The organism is Brevundimonas sp. VNH65 (genome assembly GCF_049445955.1).
GTDB lineage: Bacteria > Pseudomonadota > Alphaproteobacteria > Caulobacterales > Caulobacteraceae > Brevundimonas.
Genome location: NZ_JBMSDX010000003.1, coordinates 232,778 through 250,588, shown reverse-complemented (window position 1 = coordinate 250,588; position 17,811 = coordinate 232,778). Strand labels below are relative to the sequence as shown.

The window sequence follows — 17,811 nt, the reverse complement described above, 5'->3', positions numbered from 1 at the left end:
ACATGGCCCGCTCCTCCTGGAAAGGCCCGTTCGTCGACGGGTATCTGCTCAAGAAGGCCGACGCCGTTCAGACGTCGGGCCGCAAGGACGTGATCAAGACCTGGTCGCGCCGCTCCACCATCCTGCCGCAGTTCGTGGGCCTGACGTTCGGCGTCCACAACGGCCTCAAGCATGTGCCCGTTCACGTCAGCGAGGACATGGTCGGCATGAAGTTCGGCGAGTTCGCCCCGACCCGGAACTTCCCGGGCCACGCGGCGGACAAGAAGGCGAAGCGGAAGTAAGCCATGCCCAAGACCAACAATCCCCGCCGCGTCGGCGCGACCGAAGCCCGCGCCAAGCTGGTCAACGTCCGCATCAGCCCGCAGAAGCTGAACCTGGTCGCCGCCTCGATCCGCGGCCTGCCGGTCCAGAAGGCGCTGAACGAGCTGGAATTCAGCCGCAAGCGCATCGCGACCGACGTCCGCAAGGTGCTGTATTCGGCCATCTCGAACGCCGAGAACAACCACAACCTCGACATCGACTCCCTGGTCGTGGCCGAGGCCTTCGTGGGCAAGAACCTGGTGATGAAGCGTTTCGCGAGCCGCGCTCGTGGTCGCTCGTCGCGCATCCTGAAACCGTTCAGCGAGATCACCATCGTGGTCCGTGAAGCCGGCGAGGCCGCCTGATGGGACAGAAAATCAATCCGATCGGTTTCCGCCTCGGCGTGAACCGCACCTGGGACAGCCGCTGGTACGCCGGCGGCGCCGACTACGCCCGTCTGCTGCACCAGGACCTGAAGCTGCGCGAGTGGCTGAAGGAGCGCCTGTCGGCCGCCGGCGTGTCGCGCGTCATCATCGAGCGTCCGCACAAGAAGTGCCGCGTCACCATCTACGCCGCCCGTCCGGGCGTCGTGATCGGCAAGAAGGGCGCGGACATCGAGAAGCTGCGCAAGGACATCTCGGCACGCACGGAAGGCGAAGTTCACCTGAACATCGTCGAGGTCCGCAAGCCGGAAACCGACGCCCAGCTGATCGCCGAGAACATCGCCCAGCAGCTGGAACGCCGGATCGCCTTCCGTCGCGCCATGAAGCGTTCGATGCAGTCGGCCATGCGCCTCGGCGCCAAGGGCGTCCGCATCAACGTCTCGGGCCGTCTGGGCGGCGCTGAAATCGCGCGGATGGAGTGGTATCGCGAAGGTCGCGTGCCGCTGCACACCCTGCGCGCCGACATCGACTACGGCTTCTACGAAGCCAAGACGACCTACGGCATCATCGGCGTCAAGGTCTGGGTCTTCAAGGGTGAGGTGCTCGAGCACGACCCGATGGCCCAGGACAAGCGCTGGGCCCAGGAAGCCTCGGGTCCGTCGTCCAACGAAGGCCGCGAACGTGGTCCCCGCCGCGACGATCGTGGCGGCCGCCGTGGCCGTGAGGGCTAAGGAACATGCTGCAGCCTAAGAAAACCAAATACCGCAAGGCCTTCAAGGGCCGGATCCATGGCACGGCCAAGGGCGGTTTCTCGCTGAACTTCGGCTCCTACGGCCTGAAGACGCTCGAGCCGGAACGCATCACCGCGCGTCAGATCGAGGCGGCCCGCCGCGCGATCACCCGCCAGATGAAGCGTCAAGGCCGGGTCTGGATCCGCATCTTCCCCGACCTGCCGGTGACCGGCAAGCCGGCCGAAGTCCGGATGGGCAAGGGCAAGGGCGCGGTGGACCATTGGGCCGCCCGCGTGGCTCCCGGCCGCATCATGTTCGAAATCGACGGCGTGCCGGACGATATCGCTCGCGAGGCCCTGCGCCTCGGCGCCGCCAAGCTGCCGGTCCGCACCAAGGTGGTGACCCGCATCGACGCTGGCGTCGCTCACTCGGAAGAGGCCGCCTGATGACCAAGATCGCCGATCTCCGCGCCAAGACCCAGGATCAGCTCGCCGACGAGCTGCTGAACCTGAAGAAGGAACAGTTCAACCTGCGCTTCCAGGCGGCCACCGGCCAGCTGGAGAAGACCCACCGGGTCGAGCAGGTCCGCAAGGACATCGCCCGCATTTCCACGCTTCTGCGTGCGAACCGCGCGGCGGGTTAAGGAAACACCGATGCCGAAACGTATTCTCGAAGGCGTGGTCGTCTCCGACAAGGGCGACAAGACCGTCGTCGTCAAGGTCGAGCGCACCCTGCTGCACCCGGTCCTGAAAAAGACCGTCCGCCTGTCCAAGAAGTATCACGCTCACGACGAGAGCAACTCGCTGAAGACCGGCGACGTGGCCCGCATCGTCGAGTGCGCCCCCAAGTCCAAGCTGAAGCGGTGGGAAGTCCTTTCCCCGGCTTCGGCCTCGTAATCAGAAGGATCTGATCTCATGATCCAGATGCAAACTAACCTGGACGTGGCCGACAATTCGGGCGCTCGCCGGGTCATGTGCATCAAGGTGCTGGGCGGCGCGAAGCGTCGCTACGCCTCGGTGGGCGACACGATCGTCGCCTCGGTCAAGGAAGCCATCCCGCGCGGCCGCGTGAAGAAGGGCGACGTCGTTCGCGCCATCGTCGTTCGTACCGCCAAGGACATCCAGCGCAAGGACGGTTCGGTCATCCGCTTCGACCGTTCGGCCGCCGTCATCGTCAACAAGCAGAACGAGCCGGTCGGAACCCGGATCTTCGGCCCGGTTCCGCGCGAACTGCGCGCCAAGAACCACATGAAGATCATCTCGCTGGCTCCGGAGGTGCTGTAACCATGGCCGCCAAGATCAAGAAGGGCGACCGCGTCGTCGTCCTGACCGGCAAGGACAAGGGCCGTACCGGCCAGGTGGCCAAGGTGCTGCCGTCCGAGAACCGCGTCGTCGTGACCGGCATCAACATGGTGCAGCGTCACACCCGTCCGACCCAGGCCGACCCCCAGGGCGGCATCAAGAACAAGGAAGCGTCGATCCACCTGTCGAACGTCGCGATCGCCGACGCCAACGGCAAGGCGACCCGCGTCGGCTTCAAGGTCGAAGACGGCAAGAAGGTTCGCTTCGCGAAGACGACCGGAGACGTCATCTGATGGCTACCGAAACCTACACCCCCCGGCTGAAGACCGAGTACGTCGATCGCATCAAGAAGGCGATGGACGAGAAGTTCGGCTACACCAATCCGATGCAGACGCCCAAGCTGGACAAGATCGTCCTGAACATGGGCATCGGCGAAGCCGTCGCCGACTCCAAGAAGGTCAATGCGGCCCTCAAGGACCTGGCGGCCATCGCCGGCCAGAAGCCGGTCGCCACCAAGGCCCGCAACTCCATCGCCGGCTTCAAGCTGCGCGAAGGCATGGTCATCGGCGGCAAGGTCACCCTGCGCGGCGACCAGATGTACGAGTTCCTGGACCGTCTGATCACGATCGCCCTGCCGCGCGTGAAGGACTTCCGGGGCCTGAAGCCGACGTCGTTCGACGGTCGCGGCAACTACGCCATGGGTCTGAAGGAGCACATCGTGTTCCCGGAGATCAACTACGACCAGATCGACCAGATGTGGGGCATGGACATCATCGTCTGCACCACGGCCAAGACCGATGAGGAAGCCCGTGCTCTCCTCACCGAGTTCAAGTTCCCGTTCGTGAAGAACTGAGCGGGAAGGGAAAAACACTATGGCTAAGAAAAGCGCCGTAAACCGCAACGAAGCCGTCAAGGCCCTGGTTGCGAAGTATGCCGCGAAGCGGGCCGCCCTCAAGGCGACCGCCAACGACGAGAGCCTGCCGCTGGAAGAGCGTTTCGAAGCTCGCCTGAAGCTGGCCGAACTGCCCCGCAACTCGGCGGCCGTTCGTATCCGCAACCGCTGCGAAGTGACGGGCCGTCCGCGGGCCTACTATCGCAAGCTCAAGATGAGCCGTGTGGCCCTTCGCGAACTCGGCAACCTGGGTCAGATCCCGGGTCTGACGAAGTCGAGCTGGTAAGGGGAGCGACAGGACATGATGATCAACGATCCCCTGAGCGACATGATCGCCCGCATCAAGAACGCGCACATGCGCAAGCGTTCTTCGGTGCTCACCCCGGCCTCCCGCCTGCGTCAGCGCGTCCTCGACGTGCTGCAGGACGAAGGCTACATCCGCGGCTATTCGCTGGTTCAGAACCCGGGTGAATTCCCGCAGTTCCAGATCGAGCTGAAGTATTTCGACGGCCAGCCGGTCATCGCCGAGATCTCGCGCGTGTCCAAGCCGGGCCGCCGCGTCTACTCGGCCATCGGCGACCTGAAGCCGATCAAGAACGGACTGGGCATCTCGATCCTTTCGACCTCGAAGGGCGTGATGTCGGATGCGGCCGCGCGCGACGCCAACGTCGGCGGCGAAGTCCTCTGCAAGGTCTACTAAGATGTCTCGTATCGGCAAGAAAATCGTCGCCGTTCCGAAGGGCGCCACGCTCTCGGTCGACGGCCAGACCATCACCGTCAAGGGTCCGAAGGGCGAACGCACCTGGACCGTGGCGGAGGAAATCGAGATCGTCCAGGACGCCGAGGGCCTGAGCTTCAAGCCCCGCAACGACACGGCCAAGGCCAAGGCCCTGTGGGGTCTGTCGCGCACCCTGGTCGACAACATGGTCACGGGCGTCACCGAAGGTTTCGAACGCACCCTCGAACTGGTCGGCGTCGGTTACCGCGCCGCCCTGAAGGGTTCGGACCTGTCGCTGCAGCTCGGCTTCTCGCACGAAGTGGACATCAAGGCCCCTCCGGGCGTGACGTTCGCGGTGCCGAAGCAGACCGAGATCAAGATCCAGGGCAACGACAAGCAGGTCGTCGGCGAACTGGCGGCCAACATCCGCAAGCTGCGTCCGCCTGAGCCGTACAAGGGCAAGGGCGTCCGCTATCAGGGCGAGACGGTCCGTCGCAAGGAAGGCAAGAAGAAGTAAGCCATGGCTCTTTCTCTGCAACAACAAGCCAAGCGCCGCGCCGAGCGCAACCGTCGCCGCCTCAAGGCTGTGGCCAACGGTCGTCTGCGTCTGTCGGTCTATCGTTCGGACAAGAACATCTCGGCCCAGGTCATCGACGACGCCAAGGGCGTCACGGTCGCCGCCGCCTCGTCGCTGGAAGGCGGCAAGGGCGCCAAGGGTTCGGACGTCGCGGCCGCCGCTCAGATCGGCAAGCTGATCGCCGAGCGCGCCATCGAGAAGGGCGTCAAGGACGTCGTCTTCGACCGTGGCGGCTACATCTATCACGGCCGGGTCAAGGCGCTGGCGGAAGCCGCGCGCGAAGCCGGCCTGAACTTCTAAGGGACGCGACAGATGGCGCAACAACCCCAACGCGGCGGCGGCGATCGCAATCGTCGTGACAACCGCAACGCTCCCGCCGTCGATGGTCCGGACTCGGACATCATCGAGAAGCTGGTGCACATCAACCGCGTCGCCGCCACCGTGAAGGGCGGCCGCCGGTTCTCGTTCGCGGCCCTGATGGTCGTCGGCGACGGCAAGGGCCGCGTCGGCTTCGGTCACGGCAAGGCGCGCGAAGTGCCGGAAGCCATCCGCAAGGCGACCGAAGAAGCCAAGAAGACCATGATCAAGGTTCCGCTGCGCGAGAACCGCACCCTGCACCACGACGGCAATGGCCGTTGGGGCGCCGGCAAGATCATGTTCCGCGCGGCCCCTCCGGGCACCGGCGTCATCGCCGGCGGTCCGATGCGTGCGGTCCTCGAAACCCTCGGCGTCCAGGACGTCGTCGGCAAGTCGACCGGTTCGTCGAACCCCTACAACATGATCCGGGCGACCTTCGAGGCGCTGAAGGTCCAGTCGTCGCCGCGCACCATCGCGTCGAAGCGCGGCAAGAAGGTCGCCGACCTGATGGGCCGCCGCAACGACGGCGCTTCCGCTCCGGTCGAGACCGCCGAAGCCGTGGAGTCCTAAGTCATGGCCAAGACCGAATCCAAAGCCACCGTGACCGTTCGCCAGACGGGCTCGCCGATCCGCCGCAAGTCGGACCAGCGCGCCACCCTGGTGGGCCTGGGTCTGAACCGCATGGGCCGCGAGTCCACGCTGGAGGACACCCCCTCGGTTCGCGGCATGATCGCCAAGGTCGCCCACCTGACCGAGATCGTCGAGAAGTAAGCCCCGCTCTTCGAGCGGGAGTGGCGAGTGGTTAGTGGCGAGTGACGAGTAGGGAAGGGGCGTTTCGTCCGATTTCTCTTGACTCGACACTCATCACTCGCCACTCGCCACTTTCTTTTTTCCAAGCCGAGTCTGGCTTTGCCAGGCGCTAGCACCCGAAAGGATCAGGCACATGAAACTGAACGAAATCCGCGACAACGAAGGCGCGCACAAGAAGCGCATGCGCGTGGGCCGCGGCCCCGGCTCCGGTAAGGGCAAGACCTCGGGCCGCGGCGTCAAGGGTCAGAAGTCACGCACCGGCGTCAGCCTGCTGGGCTTCGAAGGCGGCCAGATGCCGCTGTACATGCGTATGCCCAAGCGCGGCTTCAACAAGCCGAACGCCCTGTCGCTGGCCGAGGTCAACCTGTGGCGTCTGCAGGACGCGGTCGACGCCGGCAAGCTGGACGCCAAGGCGGAAATCAACGGCGAGGCCCTGGTGGCCGCCGGCGCCATCCGTCGCGTCAAGGACGGCGTGCGCGTGCTGGGCACCGGTGAACTGAAGGCCAAGCTGAACCTGGTCGTGTGGTCGGCCTCGTCGGGCGCCGTCAAGGCCATCGAGGCCGCCGGCGGTTCAGTCCGCCAGCTGCGCGCCGAGGCCGAGGCCAAGGCCGCCGCCCGCGTGGAGAAGCGCAACGCCGCCAAGGGCAAGGCTCCGGCCCCCAAGGCGCCCAAGGGCGACGCGAACAAGATCTCGGCCCGCGCCAAGCGCGCCGCGGCCAAGGGCTGAGGCCAAATCGCCGCTTAGGCCAAAATAAGCTGGGGGCGGTCTCGCTAAGAGGCCGCCCTTCGCCTATCTGGACGCGGGCGCCGGATTCCGGTCCGATGCGCCGCCCACTGACAGTCGGGGTGACGACCTATGGCTTCGGCCGCTGAACAACTTGCCGCAAACATGAACATGGGGACGTTCGCCAAGGCGACGGACCTGCACAAGCGGCTGCTCTTCACTCTGGGTGCGCTGCTGGTCTACCGCATCGGCACCTATGTGCCGATCCCGGGGATCAACTCGGCGGCCTTCCTGGCCTTCTTCCAGAACCCGGACGGCCAGCGCGGCATCCTGGACATGTTCAACATGTTTTCGGGCGGCGCGGTCGAGCGGATGGCCGTCTTCGCCCTGAACGTCACCCCCTACATCTCGGCCTCGATCATCGTGCAGCTGATGGGCGCGGTGTATCCGCCGTGGGAGAAGCTGAAGAAGGAAGGCGGCGAACAGGGCCGCAAGCAGCTGAACCAGTACACCCGCTATCTGACGGTGTTCCTGGCCGTGGCCCAGTCGCTGGGCATCGCGGCCGGCCTGAACGCCCAGCCGCAGCTGGTGGACCAGCCGGGTCTCTTCTTCATCATCTCAACCGTGACCTGCCTGACCGGCGGCACCATGTTCCTGATGTGGCTGGGTGAGCAGGTGACCGCGCGCGGCATCGGCAACGGCATCTCGCTGATCATCTTCGCCGGCATCGTGGCCGTCCTGCCGGGCACCCTCGCCCGTCTGTTCGGCCTTGCCCAACAGGGTCAGATCTCGGCCTTCACCCTGCTGTTCATCGCCGCCATGGCCGTGGCCGTGGTCGTGTTCATCGTCTTCATGGAACGGGCCCAGCGTCGCCTGCTGATCCAGTATCCGAAGCGTCAGGAAGGCAACCGCATGACGGGCGGCGAACGCTCCTTCATGCCGCTGAAGGTCAACACCGCCGGCGTCATCCCGGCCATCTTCGCCTCGTCCCTGCTGATGCTGCCGACGACGGTGGCCTCGATGACCGCCAACGCCAACCTGCCCGAGTGGCTGAGCTGGCTTCCGGCCGTGACCGCCCAGCTGACCCACGGCCAGCCGGTGTTCATGATCCTGTACGCGGCGCTGATCATCTTCTTCTGCTTCTTCTACACCTCGATCACCTTCAATCCGGAGGAGACGGCGGAGAACCTGCGGAAATACGGCGGCTTCCTGCCGGGCATCCGTCCGGGCAAGCGCACGGCGGAATATCTGGACTACGTTCTGACCCGTCTGACGGTCATCGGCGCGGCCTACATCACCGCCGTCTGCCTTCTGCCGGAATTCCTCGTGTCCCAGATGGGCAGCACCAACCTTTATTTCGGCGGCACTTCGCTGCTGATCGTGGTGTCGGTGACCATGGACACCGTGTCCCAGATTCAGTCCCAACTGCTGGCCCACCAGTACGAAGGTCTAATCAAGAAGGCCAAGCTTCGTGGTCGCGGCGGTGGACGCGGCGGCACGCCGGCCCTACGACGCTGATCGAGACGAGTCGCCGGGAGGGCGGTTGTGAACCTGATTCTGTTCGGGCCGCCGGCGGCGGGCAAGGGGACCCAGGCCAAGCGTCTGGTCGAGGAGCGCGGCATGGTCCAGCTCTCCACCGGCGACATGCTGCGGGCCGCCATCGCGTCCGGCTCCGAGCTGGGCCTGAAGGTCAAGGACGTGCTGGCCCGCGGCGATCTGGTCACGGACGAGATCGTCATCGCCCTGATCGAGGATCGTCTGCCCGAGGCCGAGGCCGCCGGCGGCGCCATCTTCGACGGCTTCCCGCGCACCGTGGCCCAGGCCGAGGCCCTGGACGCCATGCTGGCCAAGCGCGGCGCCCGGATCGACAGCGTCATCCGTCTCAAGGTCGACGACGCCGCCCTGACCGCGCGCATCGCCAAGCGGTTCGCCGAACAGGGCCGTCCGGACGACAATCCCGACACCTTCAAGGACCGTCTGGCTGTCTACAACAAACAGACCGCCCCCCTGCTTCCCTACTATGAGCAACAGGGCAAGCTGACCGAGATCGACGGCATGGGCGACATCGCCTCCGTCGCCGCCGGCATCGACGCCGTCCTGGGCTGACACGCCCCGTCGCGCGATTGGCGACCCCTCTCTCCGTGCATCGTCCCCGATCTCCGTGCATCCCGGCGAAGGCCGGGATCCAGATCGCGGATGAGGGCGGCTGGCATGTGGCGTCTGATGTTCCAGCCCAGACTGAACCTTGCATCTGGATCCCGGCCTTCGCCGGGATGCACGGCAGAAGAGTACGCTTGAGAGACGCCTGAACCCTGCCCTGCTATAGGGCTCTCCGTGCGCCTGTCCCGTCTCGTCTCACGCAAACGCAGCGCGCAGGTCGGCATCGGCCTGGGCGTCACGGCCGTGCATCTGGCGCTGTTCGCCGCCCTCGGCCTGGTGAAAGCCTCGGCGCCGGACCAGGAGCCCTCGCCGCATATGCAGGTGACCCTGGTTCCAATCACCCTTGAGCCGCCGCCGCCCCCTCCGCCCCCGCCGCCCGATCCGGCGCCCAGGGCCGGCGGCGGCGCGCCCTCGGCCCCGTCCGTCCTCCGCCCCACCCCCGCGCCGAAGGCCCCGCCCGAGTTGCCGGCCCCGCCGCGACCGGCCCCGGAACAGCCGCTGGTCATCGGCGTCTCTCCCGATCCCACGCCCTCGCCTCAACCGGCAGCCGGGCAGGGCGGCTCCGGCGCGGGCGTCGGCGGCGGAGACGGCGACGGGGTCGGTCCCGGCCGGGGCGGCACGCCGCCGATGATCCTGCGCGGCCCGACCACGGCCGAGATCCTGGCCATCGTGCCGCCCGAGGCGCGCCGGGCGCGCCGGGCCGGTCGGGCGTCGATCAACTGCGTCATCGGCCTGGATCAGCGACTGGGCGACTGCCGCGTCGTCAGCGAGACCCCGGCGGGCTTCGGCTTCGGCGAGGCCGGGCTGCGCGCCGCGCCCTACTTCCGCTACCGCCCGCCGACCTCGCCCTCCGGCGCGCCGATCCCCGGCCAGCGCGCCACGATCACCGTCCTCTTCGGCCGACAGTAGAACCTAGTCGGCGCCTATACCCTGGACGCGACGACACCCCCTTTCCGAGCATCCCGGCGAAGGCCGGGATCCAGATAGAGATCGCAGCAGCCGCGAGTGGGCCTCTGGTCACCACGGCGGATGACGACATTCATCATCTGGACCCCGGCCTTCGCCGGGGCGCTCAGTCGAATGTGAGGCGATGTCCCGTTGGGCTACGGCCATTCCCGTAGCGAGCGGCGTTTGACAGGACCGGGCCAATCACGCCCTTATCGCGGCTTCGCAGTATCGGGGGACGGCATGACGGCGCGGACACGGATTCGACAGACGGCGAGCGCGCTCGTCCTGGCCCTGGCCTTCACGGGCGTCGCCGCCCCGGCCTGGGCCGCCGATCCCGAGCCCAAGCCCTATGCCGAGATCGTCGCCCCCTTGGCGCGCCAGGACGGCCTGCTGCCCATCTTCGTCGACGAGAAGGGCGGTCGCGTCCTGGTCCAGCTTCCGGTCGCGGCCGAGGACGGGACCCTCGCCCGGGTCATCCACCACACGGCGCTGCGCACCGGCGTCGGCTCCTCCGTCACCGGTCTGGACCGGGCCCAGATCGGGGCGACCAACATCCTGGCCTTCCGCCGCATCGGCAAGAAGGTGGTCGCCGAGTTCGAGAACCCCAAATACGCCGCCCCCGCCGGCTCGCCCGAAGAACAGGCGGCGGCCCGCGACGCCTTCGTCGGTTCGACCGTCTGGGCCGGCGACGTCGTCGCCACGGCGCCCGACGGCTCGGTGCTGGTGGACATCGCCGGCTTCCTGACCCGCGACGCCATGGGCATCGCCGAACAGCTGAAATCGTCAGGGCAGGGGACCCTGCGCGTCCAGTCCGACCTGACCCTGGTCGACCCGTCCCAGGCCCGCGCCTTTCCCGACAATGTCGAACTCGAGGCCCGGCTGACCTTCGCGGTGGATACGCCCGGCGGCCAACTGCGCCAGATCGCGCCGGACCCCCGTCTGGCCACCTTCACCGTGCGCCACAGCTTCATCCGCCTGCCCGACGACGGCTACGAACCCCGCGCCTTCGATCCGCGCACGGGCGGCTTCTCCTCCGTCGTCACCGACTATTCGGCGCCCCTGGATCAGGCCATGGTGCGCCGCTGGGCCAACCGCTTCCGCCTGGAGAAGACAGACCCGACGGCCGCCCGCTCGACCGTGGTCAAGCCGATCGTCTTCTACGTCGATCGCGCCGCGCCCGAGCCGATCCGGTCCGCCCTCGTCGACGGCGCCCTGTGGTGGGCCGACGCCTTCGACAAGGCGGGCTTCATCGACGCCTTCAAGGTCGAGGTCCTGCCCGAGGGCGTCGATCCGCTGGACGCCCGCTACAACGTCATCAACTGGGTCAACCGCGCCACCCGCAGCTGGTCCTACGGCCAGAGCGTGGCCGATCCGCGTACGGGCGAGATCGTCAAGGGCTCGGTCCTGCTGGGCAGTCTGCGCATCCGCCAGGACATCCTGATCTTCGAGGGTCTGGTCGGCGCCGACCGCACCGGCGACGGCGGCGTCAATGATCCCCAACGCATCGCCCTGGCCCGCATCCGCCAGCTGTCGGCGCATGAGGTCGGCCACGCCATCGGCCTGGCCCATAACTTCGCCGCCTCGACCCAGGGCAACGGCTCGGTCATGGACTATCCGGTGCCGAAGATCGCCGTGACGGACGGCGAGCTCGACTTCTCCAACGCCTATGGCGTCGGCATGGGCGACTGGGACGATTTCGCCGTCGACTGGCTCTACGCCGACGGCGACGCGGCGACGCTGGAGCGCAAGGCCGCCGAGGGCGCCGCCCGCCTGCGCTACGTCACCGACGCCGACGCCCGCATCGGCGGCGACGCCCAGCCCTGGGGCGGCCTCTGGGACAATGGCGAGGATCCGGTCGCGGAACTGGTCCATCTGATGCGCGTCCGCCGCATCGCCCTGGACCGCTTCGGCCTGAACAGCCTGCCCGAGGGTTCGGCGGTCAATGACCTCAGACGCCGTCTGGTCCCGATCTATCTGTATCACCGCTACCAGGTGGACATGGTGGCCAAGCTGGTCGGCGGCATCGACTACGGCTACTCGGTCATCGGCGACGGGCGCGAGGTCGCAACACCGGTCGCCGCCGAAACCCAGCGGGCCGCCCTGAAGGGCCTGCTGGCCACCCTGGCCCCGGCTGAACTCGACCTGCCCGAACCCCTGCTGGCCCTGCTGGCCGCGCAGCAGTCCGGCGACGCCGACCCCCAGAACGACATCGAGGTGTTCCGCAGCCTGAACGGGCGGGCCTTCGATCCGGGCGCGGCGGTCGAGGCGGCGGCCGAGACCGCCTTCCAGGCCCTGTTCGCGCCCCAGCGCGTCAATCGCCTGACCGACCAGGCCCGCCGCGACCCCGCGACCCTGTCGCTGGACGAGACGCTGCAGACCACGACCGCCGCCGTCTTCGCCCCCGCCGCCGGCCGCCTGGCCGAGCCCGCACGCCGGGTCCAGGCGCGCTATGTCCTGACCCTGGCCGGCCTGTTGCGCGATCGGGGGCTGTCCTCCACCTCGGCGGCGGTGATCGAGGCGCGGCTGGCTGAACTGGGCGGCCGCCTGGCCGGTTCGCGCGCGGCCGATCCGGTCCAGCGCGCCCACGACCGCCGCCTCGGCGCCCTGCTGGCGGATCGCGAGCGCCTGGACCAGCTGCTGGAACAACGCGCCGCCGCCGCCCCGATTCCGCCGGGCAGTCCGATCGGTTCGGAACAGGACTGGTGGGGCGACTGAGCCGCCGCGCGCCCGCCGAACGGCGCCCGGCATTGACGGATCGTGAATCGCCTGTATAAGGCGCGCTTCCCGCGAAGGGCGTCGGCGCTCCTGGTCTGTTGACCGGAGCGTTTGTTGCGTCCGTAAACGCGAACCTGGAGATTTTCGTGGCCCGTATCGCTGGCGTCAACATTCCGACCAACAAGCGCGTCGTCATCGCGCTTCAGTACATTCACGGCATCGGCCCGAAGTCGGCCGAAGAGATCACCGCGAAGGTCGGCATCGAGCCGGCCCGCCGCGTGAACCAGCTGACGGACGCCGAAGTCCTGCAGATCCGCGAGACCATCGACAAGGATCACACCGTCGAGGGCGACCTGCGCCGCGAGACGTCGATGAACATCAAGCGTCTGATGGACCTGGCCTGCTACCGCGGCCTGCGTCACCGCAAGGGCCTGCCGGTCCGCGGCCAGCGCACCCACACCAACGCTCGCACCCGCAAGGGTCCGGCCAAGCCGATCGCCGGCAAGAAGAAGTAAGAGAGAGCCGAACCGATGGCCAAGGAACAGGGTCGCGTCAAAAAGCGCGAGCGCAAGAACATCACGTCGGGCGTCGCTCACGTGAACGCGTCGTTCAACAACACCATGATCACCATCACCGACGCGCAAGGAAATGCGATTTCCTGGTCGTCGGCCGGTCACATGGGCTTCAAGGGCTCGCGCAAGTCGACCCCGTACGCCGCCCAGATGGCGGCCGAGGACGCCGGCAAGAAGGCGGCCGAGCACGGCGTCAAGACGCTGGAAGTCAACGTCTCGGGTCCCGGTTCCGGCCGTGAGTCGGCCCTGCGCGCCCTGCAGGCCGTCGGCATGACCATCACCACCATCCGCGACGTCACCCCGATGCCGCACAACGGTTGCCGTCCGCCGAAACGCCGTCGCGTCTAAGCTTCGTTCGCCGCCCGCCTCCCATCTCCGCCGGCTCCGCCTCCCTGACGAGGTGAGAGGAGCCAGCGAAACCCGTTTCGAGGGACACCTATGATCGAACGTAACTGGCAAGAGCTGATCCGTCCCGAGAAGCCGCAGGTCGAGCTCGGCTCCGACCCCCAGCGCAAGGCCCGTCTGGTGGCCGAGCCGCTGGAACGCGGCTTCGGCGTGACGCTCGGCAACGCCCTGCGCCGCGTGCTGCTGTCGTCGCTGCAAGGCGCGGCGGTGACCGCCATCCAGATCGACGGCGTGGTCCATGAATTCTCGTCGCTGGAAGGCGTGCGCGAAGACGTGGTCGACATCGTCCTCAACATCAAGCAACTGGCCCTGCGCATGCACGCCGAGGGTCCCAAGCGCATGACCCTGCGCGCCACCGGCCCCGGCCAGGTGACCGCCGGCCAGATCGACGTTCCGGCCGACATCGAGGTCCTGAACCCCGATCACGTCATCTGCACCCTCGACGACGGCGCTTCGGTGCGCATGGAACTGACCGTCCAGAACGGCAAGGGCTATGTCGCCTCGGAGTTCAACCGTCCGGAAGACGCCCCGATCGGCCTGATCGCCGTCGACGCCCTGTATTCGCCGGTCAAGCGCGTCGCCTATCGCGTCGAGCCGACGCGTCAGGGCCAGTCGCTGGACTATGACAAGCTGGTGCTGGAAGTCGAAACCAACGGCGCCGTCTCGCCGGTCGACGCCGTGGCCTACGCCTCGCGCATCCTGCAAGACCAACTGCAGATCTTCATCACCTTCGAAGAGCCCAAGAAGGCTGTCGAGGCCGCCGACGGCAAGCCCGACCTGCCCTTCAACCCGGCCCTGCTGAAGAAGGTCGACGAGCTGGAGCTTTCGGTCCGTTCGGCCAACTGCCTGAAGAACGACAACATCGTCTACATCGGCGACCTGATCCAGAAGACCGAGGGCGAAATGCTTCGCACCCCGAACTTCGGCCGCAAGTCGCTGAACGAGATCAAGGAAGTTCTGACGAGCATGGGCCTGTCGCTCGGCATGGATGTGCCGAACTGGCCGCCGGAAAACATCGAAGACCTGGCCAAGAAGTTCGACGACCAGATCTGAGTTCAACCCTCCGCCCATCTCCCGTCGGGAGAAAGTCGGGGCGGTTAGAAAGAATGCGGTTCAAGGTCCCCGTCAGGGGATACCGGAGCCGGAGTAGGAGAGACCCCGATGCGCCACGGCGCCGCCCATCGCAAGCTCGGCCGTACGGCCAGCCACCGCACCGCCATGTTCGCCAACATGGCCGCGTCGCTGATCAAGCACGAGCAGATCACGACCACCCTGCCCAAGGCGAAGGAACTGCGTCCCTTCGTCGAAAAGCTGGTCACGCTCGGCAAGAAGGGCGACCTGCACGCCCGTCGTCAGGCCATCAGCCAGGTCCGTGACGTGACCCAGGTCGGCAAGCTGTTCGACACCCTGGCGCCGCGCTACACGGCCCGGAACGGCGGCTACATCCGCATCATGAAGGCCGGCTACCGCCACGGCGACAACGCCCCGATGGCCGTGATCGAGTTCGTCGACCGCGACGTCGACGCCAAGGGCCTGGACTCCGGTCCGGTCCAGACCTTCGACGCCGGCGACGAATAAGCCGACCCGTCAGGTTGACGCCTTCCCAAGGGGCGGTCGGAGCCATCCGGCCGCCCCTTTTGCGTGGTCGGGTCTGGTCGCGAATCGACCCATCTCGGACGCTCTCAGCTACCCTCCCTCGACCGGCAGTGGCTCGCAACACACTTCCCTTCTCCCTGTTGGGAGAAGGTGGCTCGCGTAGCGAGACGGATGAGGGGACGGTCTCGACGTCGGCGCAAGCCGTCGCACCGCCCGCGACACGGCTCACGCCGACTTCAACGATTGTCCCCTCACCCTTGAGCGCCAGGACGACGGCTCCGCCGCCGTGCGCTCAATCCCTCTCCCAACCGGGAGAGGGAGGCGTCTGGCAGAGAGCGGTCATCCATCACGCTTCAACACCCCCGACCGCTGTAATCCCTCAGCTTTCCCCGAAACTTGCGGCCCGCTTCCGGGCGCAGGTGAAACCTGCCCCATAATACCCCCGCTTCACCGCACGGGAGGGCCGTCGGCCGGCGACCTGCGGGCGGTGGAGGCGAGACAGCGGGGGCGGGGTCTGTTCACACGGACCTCGCCGCCTCGGCCGCGAAGCGGTGGAGGGGGCCGGCCGCTCCAAATCCCAAACACTCGTCACCCTCGGCCACGTGCCGAGGGCCCATGCTGGCCGCGATCCGAACGGCCAGGGCGGCGCGCGGACGCCCGCCCCATCGTCCGGGCGGGCCGACCCATGGGCCCTCGGCACGTGGCGGAGGGTGACGAGAGGGGCGGGGGAGACTGTGCGCGACGCCCGGTTCGCCGCTACTCCTTCGACAGGTCCTGCCGCTGGAACCACCACAGGGACAGGCCCAGGGGGATCAGGCACCAGCCGACCAGGCTGGCCCCGGCCAGCCAGGCCGTGGCGACGGTTGGGCCGCCGGGATTGCCGTTGATGAAGCCCAGCAGGGTTTCGGCCGCCAGATTGGGCGCCAGCGCCTGGGCGTACCAGTCAGAGGCGTCCCAGCCGATCTGGGGCATGATCAGGACCGCCAGGAAGAACTGGCCGATGGACACCGCCAGCGGAGTGAACAGGGCCGCCAGGAGCGAGCGGGTGAACACCGCCGCCAGCAGGCCGATCAGGGTCACCTGGACGACCCGCACATAGGAGACCAGCAGGGACAGGATGAACGTGCCCGCCTCCTCGCCGCCGAAGGTGAAGGCGTAGGACCGCTCGAAGATGGCGCCCTTGGCCAGTTCGCCGATGAAGCCGAAGGCGAGCAGCAGGAGGACGGCGACAAGGCTCAGCAGCTTGGCCACGCCGACCTTGCCGAGGACCAGGTTGAAGCGGGTGTTGCGCGCCGAAATCAGCCGCCAGGTCTCCCAGCGGTAGTCGCCGGCGTACAGGGTCGCGGCCCCGATCAGGACGAACAGGATCAGCATCGGATTGGCCGCCTTGCCGGCCAGTTCCACCAGGGCCAGGCCCAGGTCCAGCGGCCCGCCCACCTGAAGCAGCTCGGGCGGAAGCTTGGCGTCCTTCAGTTCGCCCATCTTCTGCTTGAGGAAATAGTGGCTGGCCACGGCCATGGCGAGGCCGAGCACGGGCACGAACAGCGTGGACCAGAAGACCGCCGCGCGGTTGCGGAGGAAGCGATAGGATTCGGAGACGACGGCGTCGGCCAGCATGGGGTCGGGCCCTCTCAGATCACGGCTTCGGGCGTCTGGACGACGCCGGTTTCGGTCATGAACACGCTTTCCAGGTCCGCGCCGATCCAGCGCGCCTCGGTGATCTCGACGCCCTTTTCGACCAGGGCGCGGATCAGGGCCGGGGCCTCGGGCCGCTTGATCGCGGCGACGACGGCGTCGCCTTCCAGCGTCCCCTTTTCGCCCAGCACGCCCATGGCCGTGGCCAGGGGGCTGACGTTCAGGCGCAGGCGTTCGCCGGTCGAGGTCAGTTCGCTGACCGCGCCTTCGCGCACCAGCCGGCCCTTGTTCAGGATGGCCACACGGTCGCAGACGCGCTGCACCTCCAGCAACTGGTGGCTGGCGAGGACGACCGTCAGGCCGTCGGTGTCGGCCAGGGACCGGATCAGGGCGCGCATCTCCTGGATGCCGGGCGGGTCCATGCCGCTGGTCGGCTCATCCAGGATGATAAGTTCCGGCTCGGTGATCAGGGCGATGGCCACGCCCAGCCGCTGCATCATGCCGACGGAGAAGCCGCGCACCTTGCGGTCGGCGGCGTCGGCCAGGCCGACCCGCTCCAGCCAGCGCGACACCCTGGCGGCGTCCGCCTTCTGCCCGTGGGCGATCGACAGCCAGGTCAGGACCTGTCGCGCGGTCATGTACGGCGGGAATCGCGGGGTCTCGATCATCGAACCCATGCGTCGGGTGGCGGCGACGTCGCCGACATGGCCGCCCATCACCATGGCCGCGCCCGAGGTCGGCCGGATCAGGCCCAGCAGGGTGCGGAACAGGGTCGACTTGCCGGCGCCGTTCGGCCCCAGCACGCCATACACCCCGCCCCTGGGGATCGACAGGGACAGACCGTCCAGCGCGCGCACGGCGCCATAGGTCTTGGTCAGGTCGCGGGTTTCGATAACGGCGCTCATGAGGCGACCTTGGCGTGGCCGATCCGATCCGGCAAGGCGTCGCGCGCCTGTCGCGGATTAAGCTTAGGCAATGATTGAGACC

25 protein-coding genes and 1 pseudogene are annotated in these 17,811 nt (G+C 67.4%); 24 read left to right on the top strand and 2 right to left on the bottom strand.

What is annotated here, in order from left to right; all coding sequences use genetic code 11:
• Positions 1 to 2 precede the first annotated feature (2 nt).
• From rpsS to rplQ, 24 genes and pseudogenes are all read left to right on the top strand, one after another.
• Positions 3 to 281: a 30S ribosomal protein S19 gene (gene rpsS / locus ACO2Q1_RS08220; RefSeq protein ID WP_423329013.1), complete on the top strand. Its 279-nt coding sequence runs from the start codon at positions 3 to 5 to the stop codon at positions 279 to 281.
• Positions 282 to 284: 3 nt separating this feature from the next.
• Positions 285 to 665, top strand: coding sequence for a 50S ribosomal protein L22 (gene rplV / locus ACO2Q1_RS08215; protein ID WP_423329012.1), 381 nt, complete (start codon positions 285 to 287; stop codon positions 663 to 665).
• The gene (gene rpsC / locus ACO2Q1_RS08210; protein ID WP_423329011.1) at positions 665 to 1,414 is read left to right on the top strand and encodes a 30S ribosomal protein S3; all 750 of its coding nucleotides are present in this window, start codon (positions 665 to 667) and stop codon (positions 1,412 to 1,414) included. The genes rplV and rpsC overlap by 1 nt, the downstream gene beginning before the upstream one ends.
• Positions 1,415 to 1,419: 5 nt before the next feature.
• Positions 1,420 to 1,860: a 50S ribosomal protein L16 gene (rplP, locus tag ACO2Q1_RS08205; RefSeq protein WP_423329010.1), complete on the top strand. Its 441-nt coding sequence runs from the start codon at positions 1,420 to 1,422 to the stop codon at positions 1,858 to 1,860.
• Positions 1,860 to 2,057 (top strand): 50S ribosomal protein L29, encoded by a 198-nt coding sequence (rpmC, locus tag ACO2Q1_RS08200; RefSeq protein ID WP_423329009.1) that lies wholly within the window; start codon positions 1,860 to 1,862, stop codon positions 2,055 to 2,057. Before rplP ends, rpmC begins: the two co-directional genes overlap by 1 nt.
• Before the next feature lie 10 nt (positions 2,058 to 2,067).
• Positions 2,068 to 2,310, top strand: a complete 243-nt coding sequence (rpsQ, locus tag ACO2Q1_RS08195) for a 30S ribosomal protein S17 (protein ID WP_423329008.1) — start codon at positions 2,068 to 2,070, stop codon at positions 2,308 to 2,310.
• Positions 2,311 to 2,328: 18 nt separating this feature from the next.
• Positions 2,329 to 2,697: a 50S ribosomal protein L14 gene (gene rplN, locus ACO2Q1_RS08190; RefSeq protein WP_029417718.1), complete on the top strand. Its 369-nt coding sequence runs from the start codon at positions 2,329 to 2,331 to the stop codon at positions 2,695 to 2,697.
• A gap of 2 nt (positions 2,698 to 2,699) precedes the next feature.
• The gene (gene rplX / locus ACO2Q1_RS08185; protein WP_423329007.1) at positions 2,700 to 3,008 is read left to right on the top strand and encodes a 50S ribosomal protein L24; all 309 of its coding nucleotides are present in this window, start codon (positions 2,700 to 2,702) and stop codon (positions 3,006 to 3,008) included.
• On the top strand, positions 3,008 to 3,568 hold the full coding sequence (gene rplE / locus ACO2Q1_RS08180) for a 50S ribosomal protein L5 (RefSeq protein ID WP_423329006.1): 561 nt from the start codon (positions 3,008 to 3,010) through the stop codon (positions 3,566 to 3,568). The genes rplX and rplE overlap by 1 nt, the downstream gene beginning before the upstream one ends.
• A gap of 19 nt (positions 3,569 to 3,587) precedes the next feature.
• Complete coding sequence (rpsN, locus tag ACO2Q1_RS08175) at positions 3,588 to 3,893, top strand: 30S ribosomal protein S14 (protein ID WP_423329005.1); 306 nt, start codon at positions 3,588 to 3,590, stop codon at positions 3,891 to 3,893.
• A 15-nt stretch (positions 3,894 to 3,908) separates the two neighbouring features.
• Positions 3,909 to 4,307 (top strand): 30S ribosomal protein S8, encoded by a 399-nt coding sequence (gene rpsH, locus ACO2Q1_RS08170; protein ID WP_423329004.1) that lies wholly within the window; start codon positions 3,909 to 3,911, stop codon positions 4,305 to 4,307.
• 1 nt (position 4,308) lies between these two features.
• Entirely contained in the window at positions 4,309 to 4,842 is a 534-nt protein-coding gene (rplF, locus tag ACO2Q1_RS08165) for a 50S ribosomal protein L6 (protein WP_423329003.1), read from the top strand.
• A 3-nt stretch (positions 4,843 to 4,845) separates the two neighbouring features.
• Entirely contained in the window at positions 4,846 to 5,202 is a 357-nt protein-coding gene (gene rplR, locus ACO2Q1_RS08160) for a 50S ribosomal protein L18 (protein WP_423329002.1), read from the top strand.
• A 12-nt stretch (positions 5,203 to 5,214) separates the two neighbouring features.
• Positions 5,215 to 5,829 carry a 30S ribosomal protein S5 gene (gene rpsE / locus ACO2Q1_RS08155; protein WP_423329001.1) on the top strand — a complete coding sequence of 205 codons (615 nt, stop codon included), beginning with the start codon at positions 5,215 to 5,217 and terminating at the stop codon, positions 5,827 to 5,829.
• Positions 5,830 to 5,832: 3 nt separating this feature from the next.
• Positions 5,833 to 6,030 (top strand): 50S ribosomal protein L30, encoded by a 198-nt coding sequence (rpmD, locus tag ACO2Q1_RS08150; protein WP_423329000.1) that lies wholly within the window; start codon positions 5,833 to 5,835, stop codon positions 6,028 to 6,030.
• Between the two features lie 172 nt (positions 6,031 to 6,202).
• Positions 6,203 to 6,643: pseudogene (gene rplO, locus ACO2Q1_RS08145) on the top strand (50S ribosomal protein L15); the annotation flags it as partial.
• Positions 6,644 to 6,925: 282 nt separating this feature from the next.
• Complete coding sequence (gene secY / locus ACO2Q1_RS08140) at positions 6,926 to 8,311, top strand: preprotein translocase subunit SecY (RefSeq protein WP_423328999.1); 1,386 nt, start codon at positions 6,926 to 6,928, stop codon at positions 8,309 to 8,311.
• Positions 8,312 to 8,338: 27 nt separating this feature from the next.
• Complete coding sequence (locus tag ACO2Q1_RS08135; protein WP_423328998.1) at positions 8,339 to 8,899, top strand: adenylate kinase; 561 nt, start codon at positions 8,339 to 8,341, stop codon at positions 8,897 to 8,899.
• 228 nt (positions 8,900 to 9,127) lie between these two features.
• Positions 9,128 to 9,862, top strand: a complete 735-nt coding sequence (locus tag ACO2Q1_RS08130) for an energy transducer TonB (protein WP_423328997.1) — start codon at positions 9,128 to 9,130, stop codon at positions 9,860 to 9,862.
• A 279-nt stretch (positions 9,863 to 10,141) separates the two neighbouring features.
• Positions 10,142 to 12,616: a zinc-dependent metalloprotease gene (locus ACO2Q1_RS08125; RefSeq protein WP_423328996.1), complete on the top strand. Its 2,475-nt coding sequence runs from the start codon at positions 10,142 to 10,144 to the stop codon at positions 12,614 to 12,616.
• A gap of 146 nt (positions 12,617 to 12,762) precedes the next feature.
• On the top strand, positions 12,763 to 13,131 hold the full coding sequence (rpsM, locus tag ACO2Q1_RS08120) for a 30S ribosomal protein S13 (RefSeq protein WP_423328995.1): 369 nt from the start codon (positions 12,763 to 12,765) through the stop codon (positions 13,129 to 13,131).
• Positions 13,132 to 13,146: 15 nt separating this feature from the next.
• Complete coding sequence (gene rpsK, locus ACO2Q1_RS08115; RefSeq protein WP_423328994.1) at positions 13,147 to 13,536, top strand: 30S ribosomal protein S11; 390 nt, start codon at positions 13,147 to 13,149, stop codon at positions 13,534 to 13,536.
• Positions 13,537 to 13,626: 90 nt separating this feature from the next.
• A complete protein-coding gene (locus tag ACO2Q1_RS08110) occupies positions 13,627 to 14,646 on the top strand; it encodes a DNA-directed RNA polymerase subunit alpha (protein ID WP_423328993.1) in 1,020 nt (339 codons plus the stop codon).
• 108 nt (positions 14,647 to 14,754) lie between these two features.
• On the top strand, positions 14,755 to 15,171 hold the full coding sequence (rplQ, locus tag ACO2Q1_RS08105) for a 50S ribosomal protein L17 (protein ID WP_423328992.1): 417 nt from the start codon (positions 14,755 to 14,757) through the stop codon (positions 15,169 to 15,171).
• A 774-nt stretch (positions 15,172 to 15,945) separates the two neighbouring features.
• Here the strand turns inward: rplQ and ACO2Q1_RS08100 are convergent.
• Positions 15,946 to 16,806, bottom strand: a complete 861-nt coding sequence (locus tag ACO2Q1_RS08100; protein ID WP_423328991.1) for a hypothetical protein — start codon at positions 16,804 to 16,806, stop codon at positions 15,946 to 15,948.
• 14 nt (positions 16,807 to 16,820) lie between these two features.
• Positions 16,821 to 17,729, bottom strand: a complete 909-nt coding sequence (locus tag ACO2Q1_RS08095; RefSeq protein WP_423328990.1) for an ABC transporter ATP-binding protein — start codon at positions 17,727 to 17,729, stop codon at positions 16,821 to 16,823.
• Positions 17,730 to 17,811: the final 82 nt, after the last annotated feature.

Excerpts from the sequence above, each read along its gene's own strand:
- rpsS (WP_423329013.1), top strand. The coding sequence starts at position 3 with ATGGCCCGCTCCTCCTGGAAAGGCCCGTTCGTCGACGGGTATCTGCTC.
- ACO2Q1_RS08110 (WP_423328993.1), top strand. The coding sequence starts at position 13,627 with ATGATCGAACGTAACTGGCAAGAGCTGATCCGTCCCGAGAAGCCGCAG.
- ACO2Q1_RS08125 (WP_423328996.1), top strand. The coding sequence starts at position 10,142 with ATGACGGCGCGGACACGGATTCGACAGACGGCGAGCGCGCTCGTCCTG.
- rpmD (WP_423329000.1), top strand. The coding sequence starts at position 5,833 with ATGGCCAAGACCGAATCCAAAGCCACCGTGACCGTTCGCCAGACGGGC.
- secY (WP_423328999.1), top strand. The coding sequence starts at position 6,926 with ATGGCTTCGGCCGCTGAACAACTTGCCGCAAACATGAACATGGGGACG.
- rpsE (WP_423329001.1), top strand. The coding sequence starts at position 5,215 with ATGGCGCAACAACCCCAACGCGGCGGCGGCGATCGCAATCGTCGTGAC.
- rpsC (WP_423329011.1), top strand. The coding sequence starts at position 665 with ATGGGACAGAAAATCAATCCGATCGGTTTCCGCCTCGGCGTGAACCGC.
- rplX (WP_423329007.1), top strand. The coding sequence starts at position 2,700 with ATGGCCGCCAAGATCAAGAAGGGCGACCGCGTCGTCGTCCTGACCGGC.
- rplN (WP_029417718.1), top strand. The coding sequence starts at position 2,329 with ATGATCCAGATGCAAACTAACCTGGACGTGGCCGACAATTCGGGCGCT.
- rplQ (WP_423328992.1), top strand. The coding sequence starts at position 14,755 with ATGCGCCACGGCGCCGCCCATCGCAAGCTCGGCCGTACGGCCAGCCAC.
- rplP (WP_423329010.1), top strand. The coding sequence starts at position 1,420 with ATGCTGCAGCCTAAGAAAACCAAATACCGCAAGGCCTTCAAGGGCCGG.
- ACO2Q1_RS08100 (WP_423328991.1), bottom strand. The coding sequence starts at position 16,806 with ATGCTGGCCGACGCCGTCGTCTCCGAATCCTATCGCTTCCTCCGCAAC.
- rpsQ (WP_423329008.1), top strand. The coding sequence starts at position 2,068 with ATGCCGAAACGTATTCTCGAAGGCGTGGTCGTCTCCGACAAGGGCGAC.
- ACO2Q1_RS08095 (WP_423328990.1), bottom strand. The coding sequence starts at position 17,729 with ATGAGCGCCGTTATCGAAACCCGCGACCTGACCAAGACCTATGGCGCC.
- rplR (WP_423329002.1), top strand. The coding sequence starts at position 4,846 with ATGGCTCTTTCTCTGCAACAACAAGCCAAGCGCCGCGCCGAGCGCAAC.
- rpsK (WP_423328994.1), top strand. The coding sequence starts at position 13,147 with ATGGCCAAGGAACAGGGTCGCGTCAAAAAGCGCGAGCGCAAGAACATC.
- rplV (WP_423329012.1), top strand. The coding sequence starts at position 285 with ATGCCCAAGACCAACAATCCCCGCCGCGTCGGCGCGACCGAAGCCCGC.
- rpsN (WP_423329005.1), top strand. The coding sequence starts at position 3,588 with ATGGCTAAGAAAAGCGCCGTAAACCGCAACGAAGCCGTCAAGGCCCTG.
- rpsH (WP_423329004.1), top strand. The coding sequence starts at position 3,909 with ATGATGATCAACGATCCCCTGAGCGACATGATCGCCCGCATCAAGAAC.
- rplF (WP_423329003.1), top strand. The coding sequence starts at position 4,309 with ATGTCTCGTATCGGCAAGAAAATCGTCGCCGTTCCGAAGGGCGCCACG.
- rpmC (WP_423329009.1), top strand. The coding sequence starts at position 1,860 with ATGACCAAGATCGCCGATCTCCGCGCCAAGACCCAGGATCAGCTCGCC.
- rplE (WP_423329006.1), top strand. The coding sequence starts at position 3,008 with ATGGCTACCGAAACCTACACCCCCCGGCTGAAGACCGAGTACGTCGAT.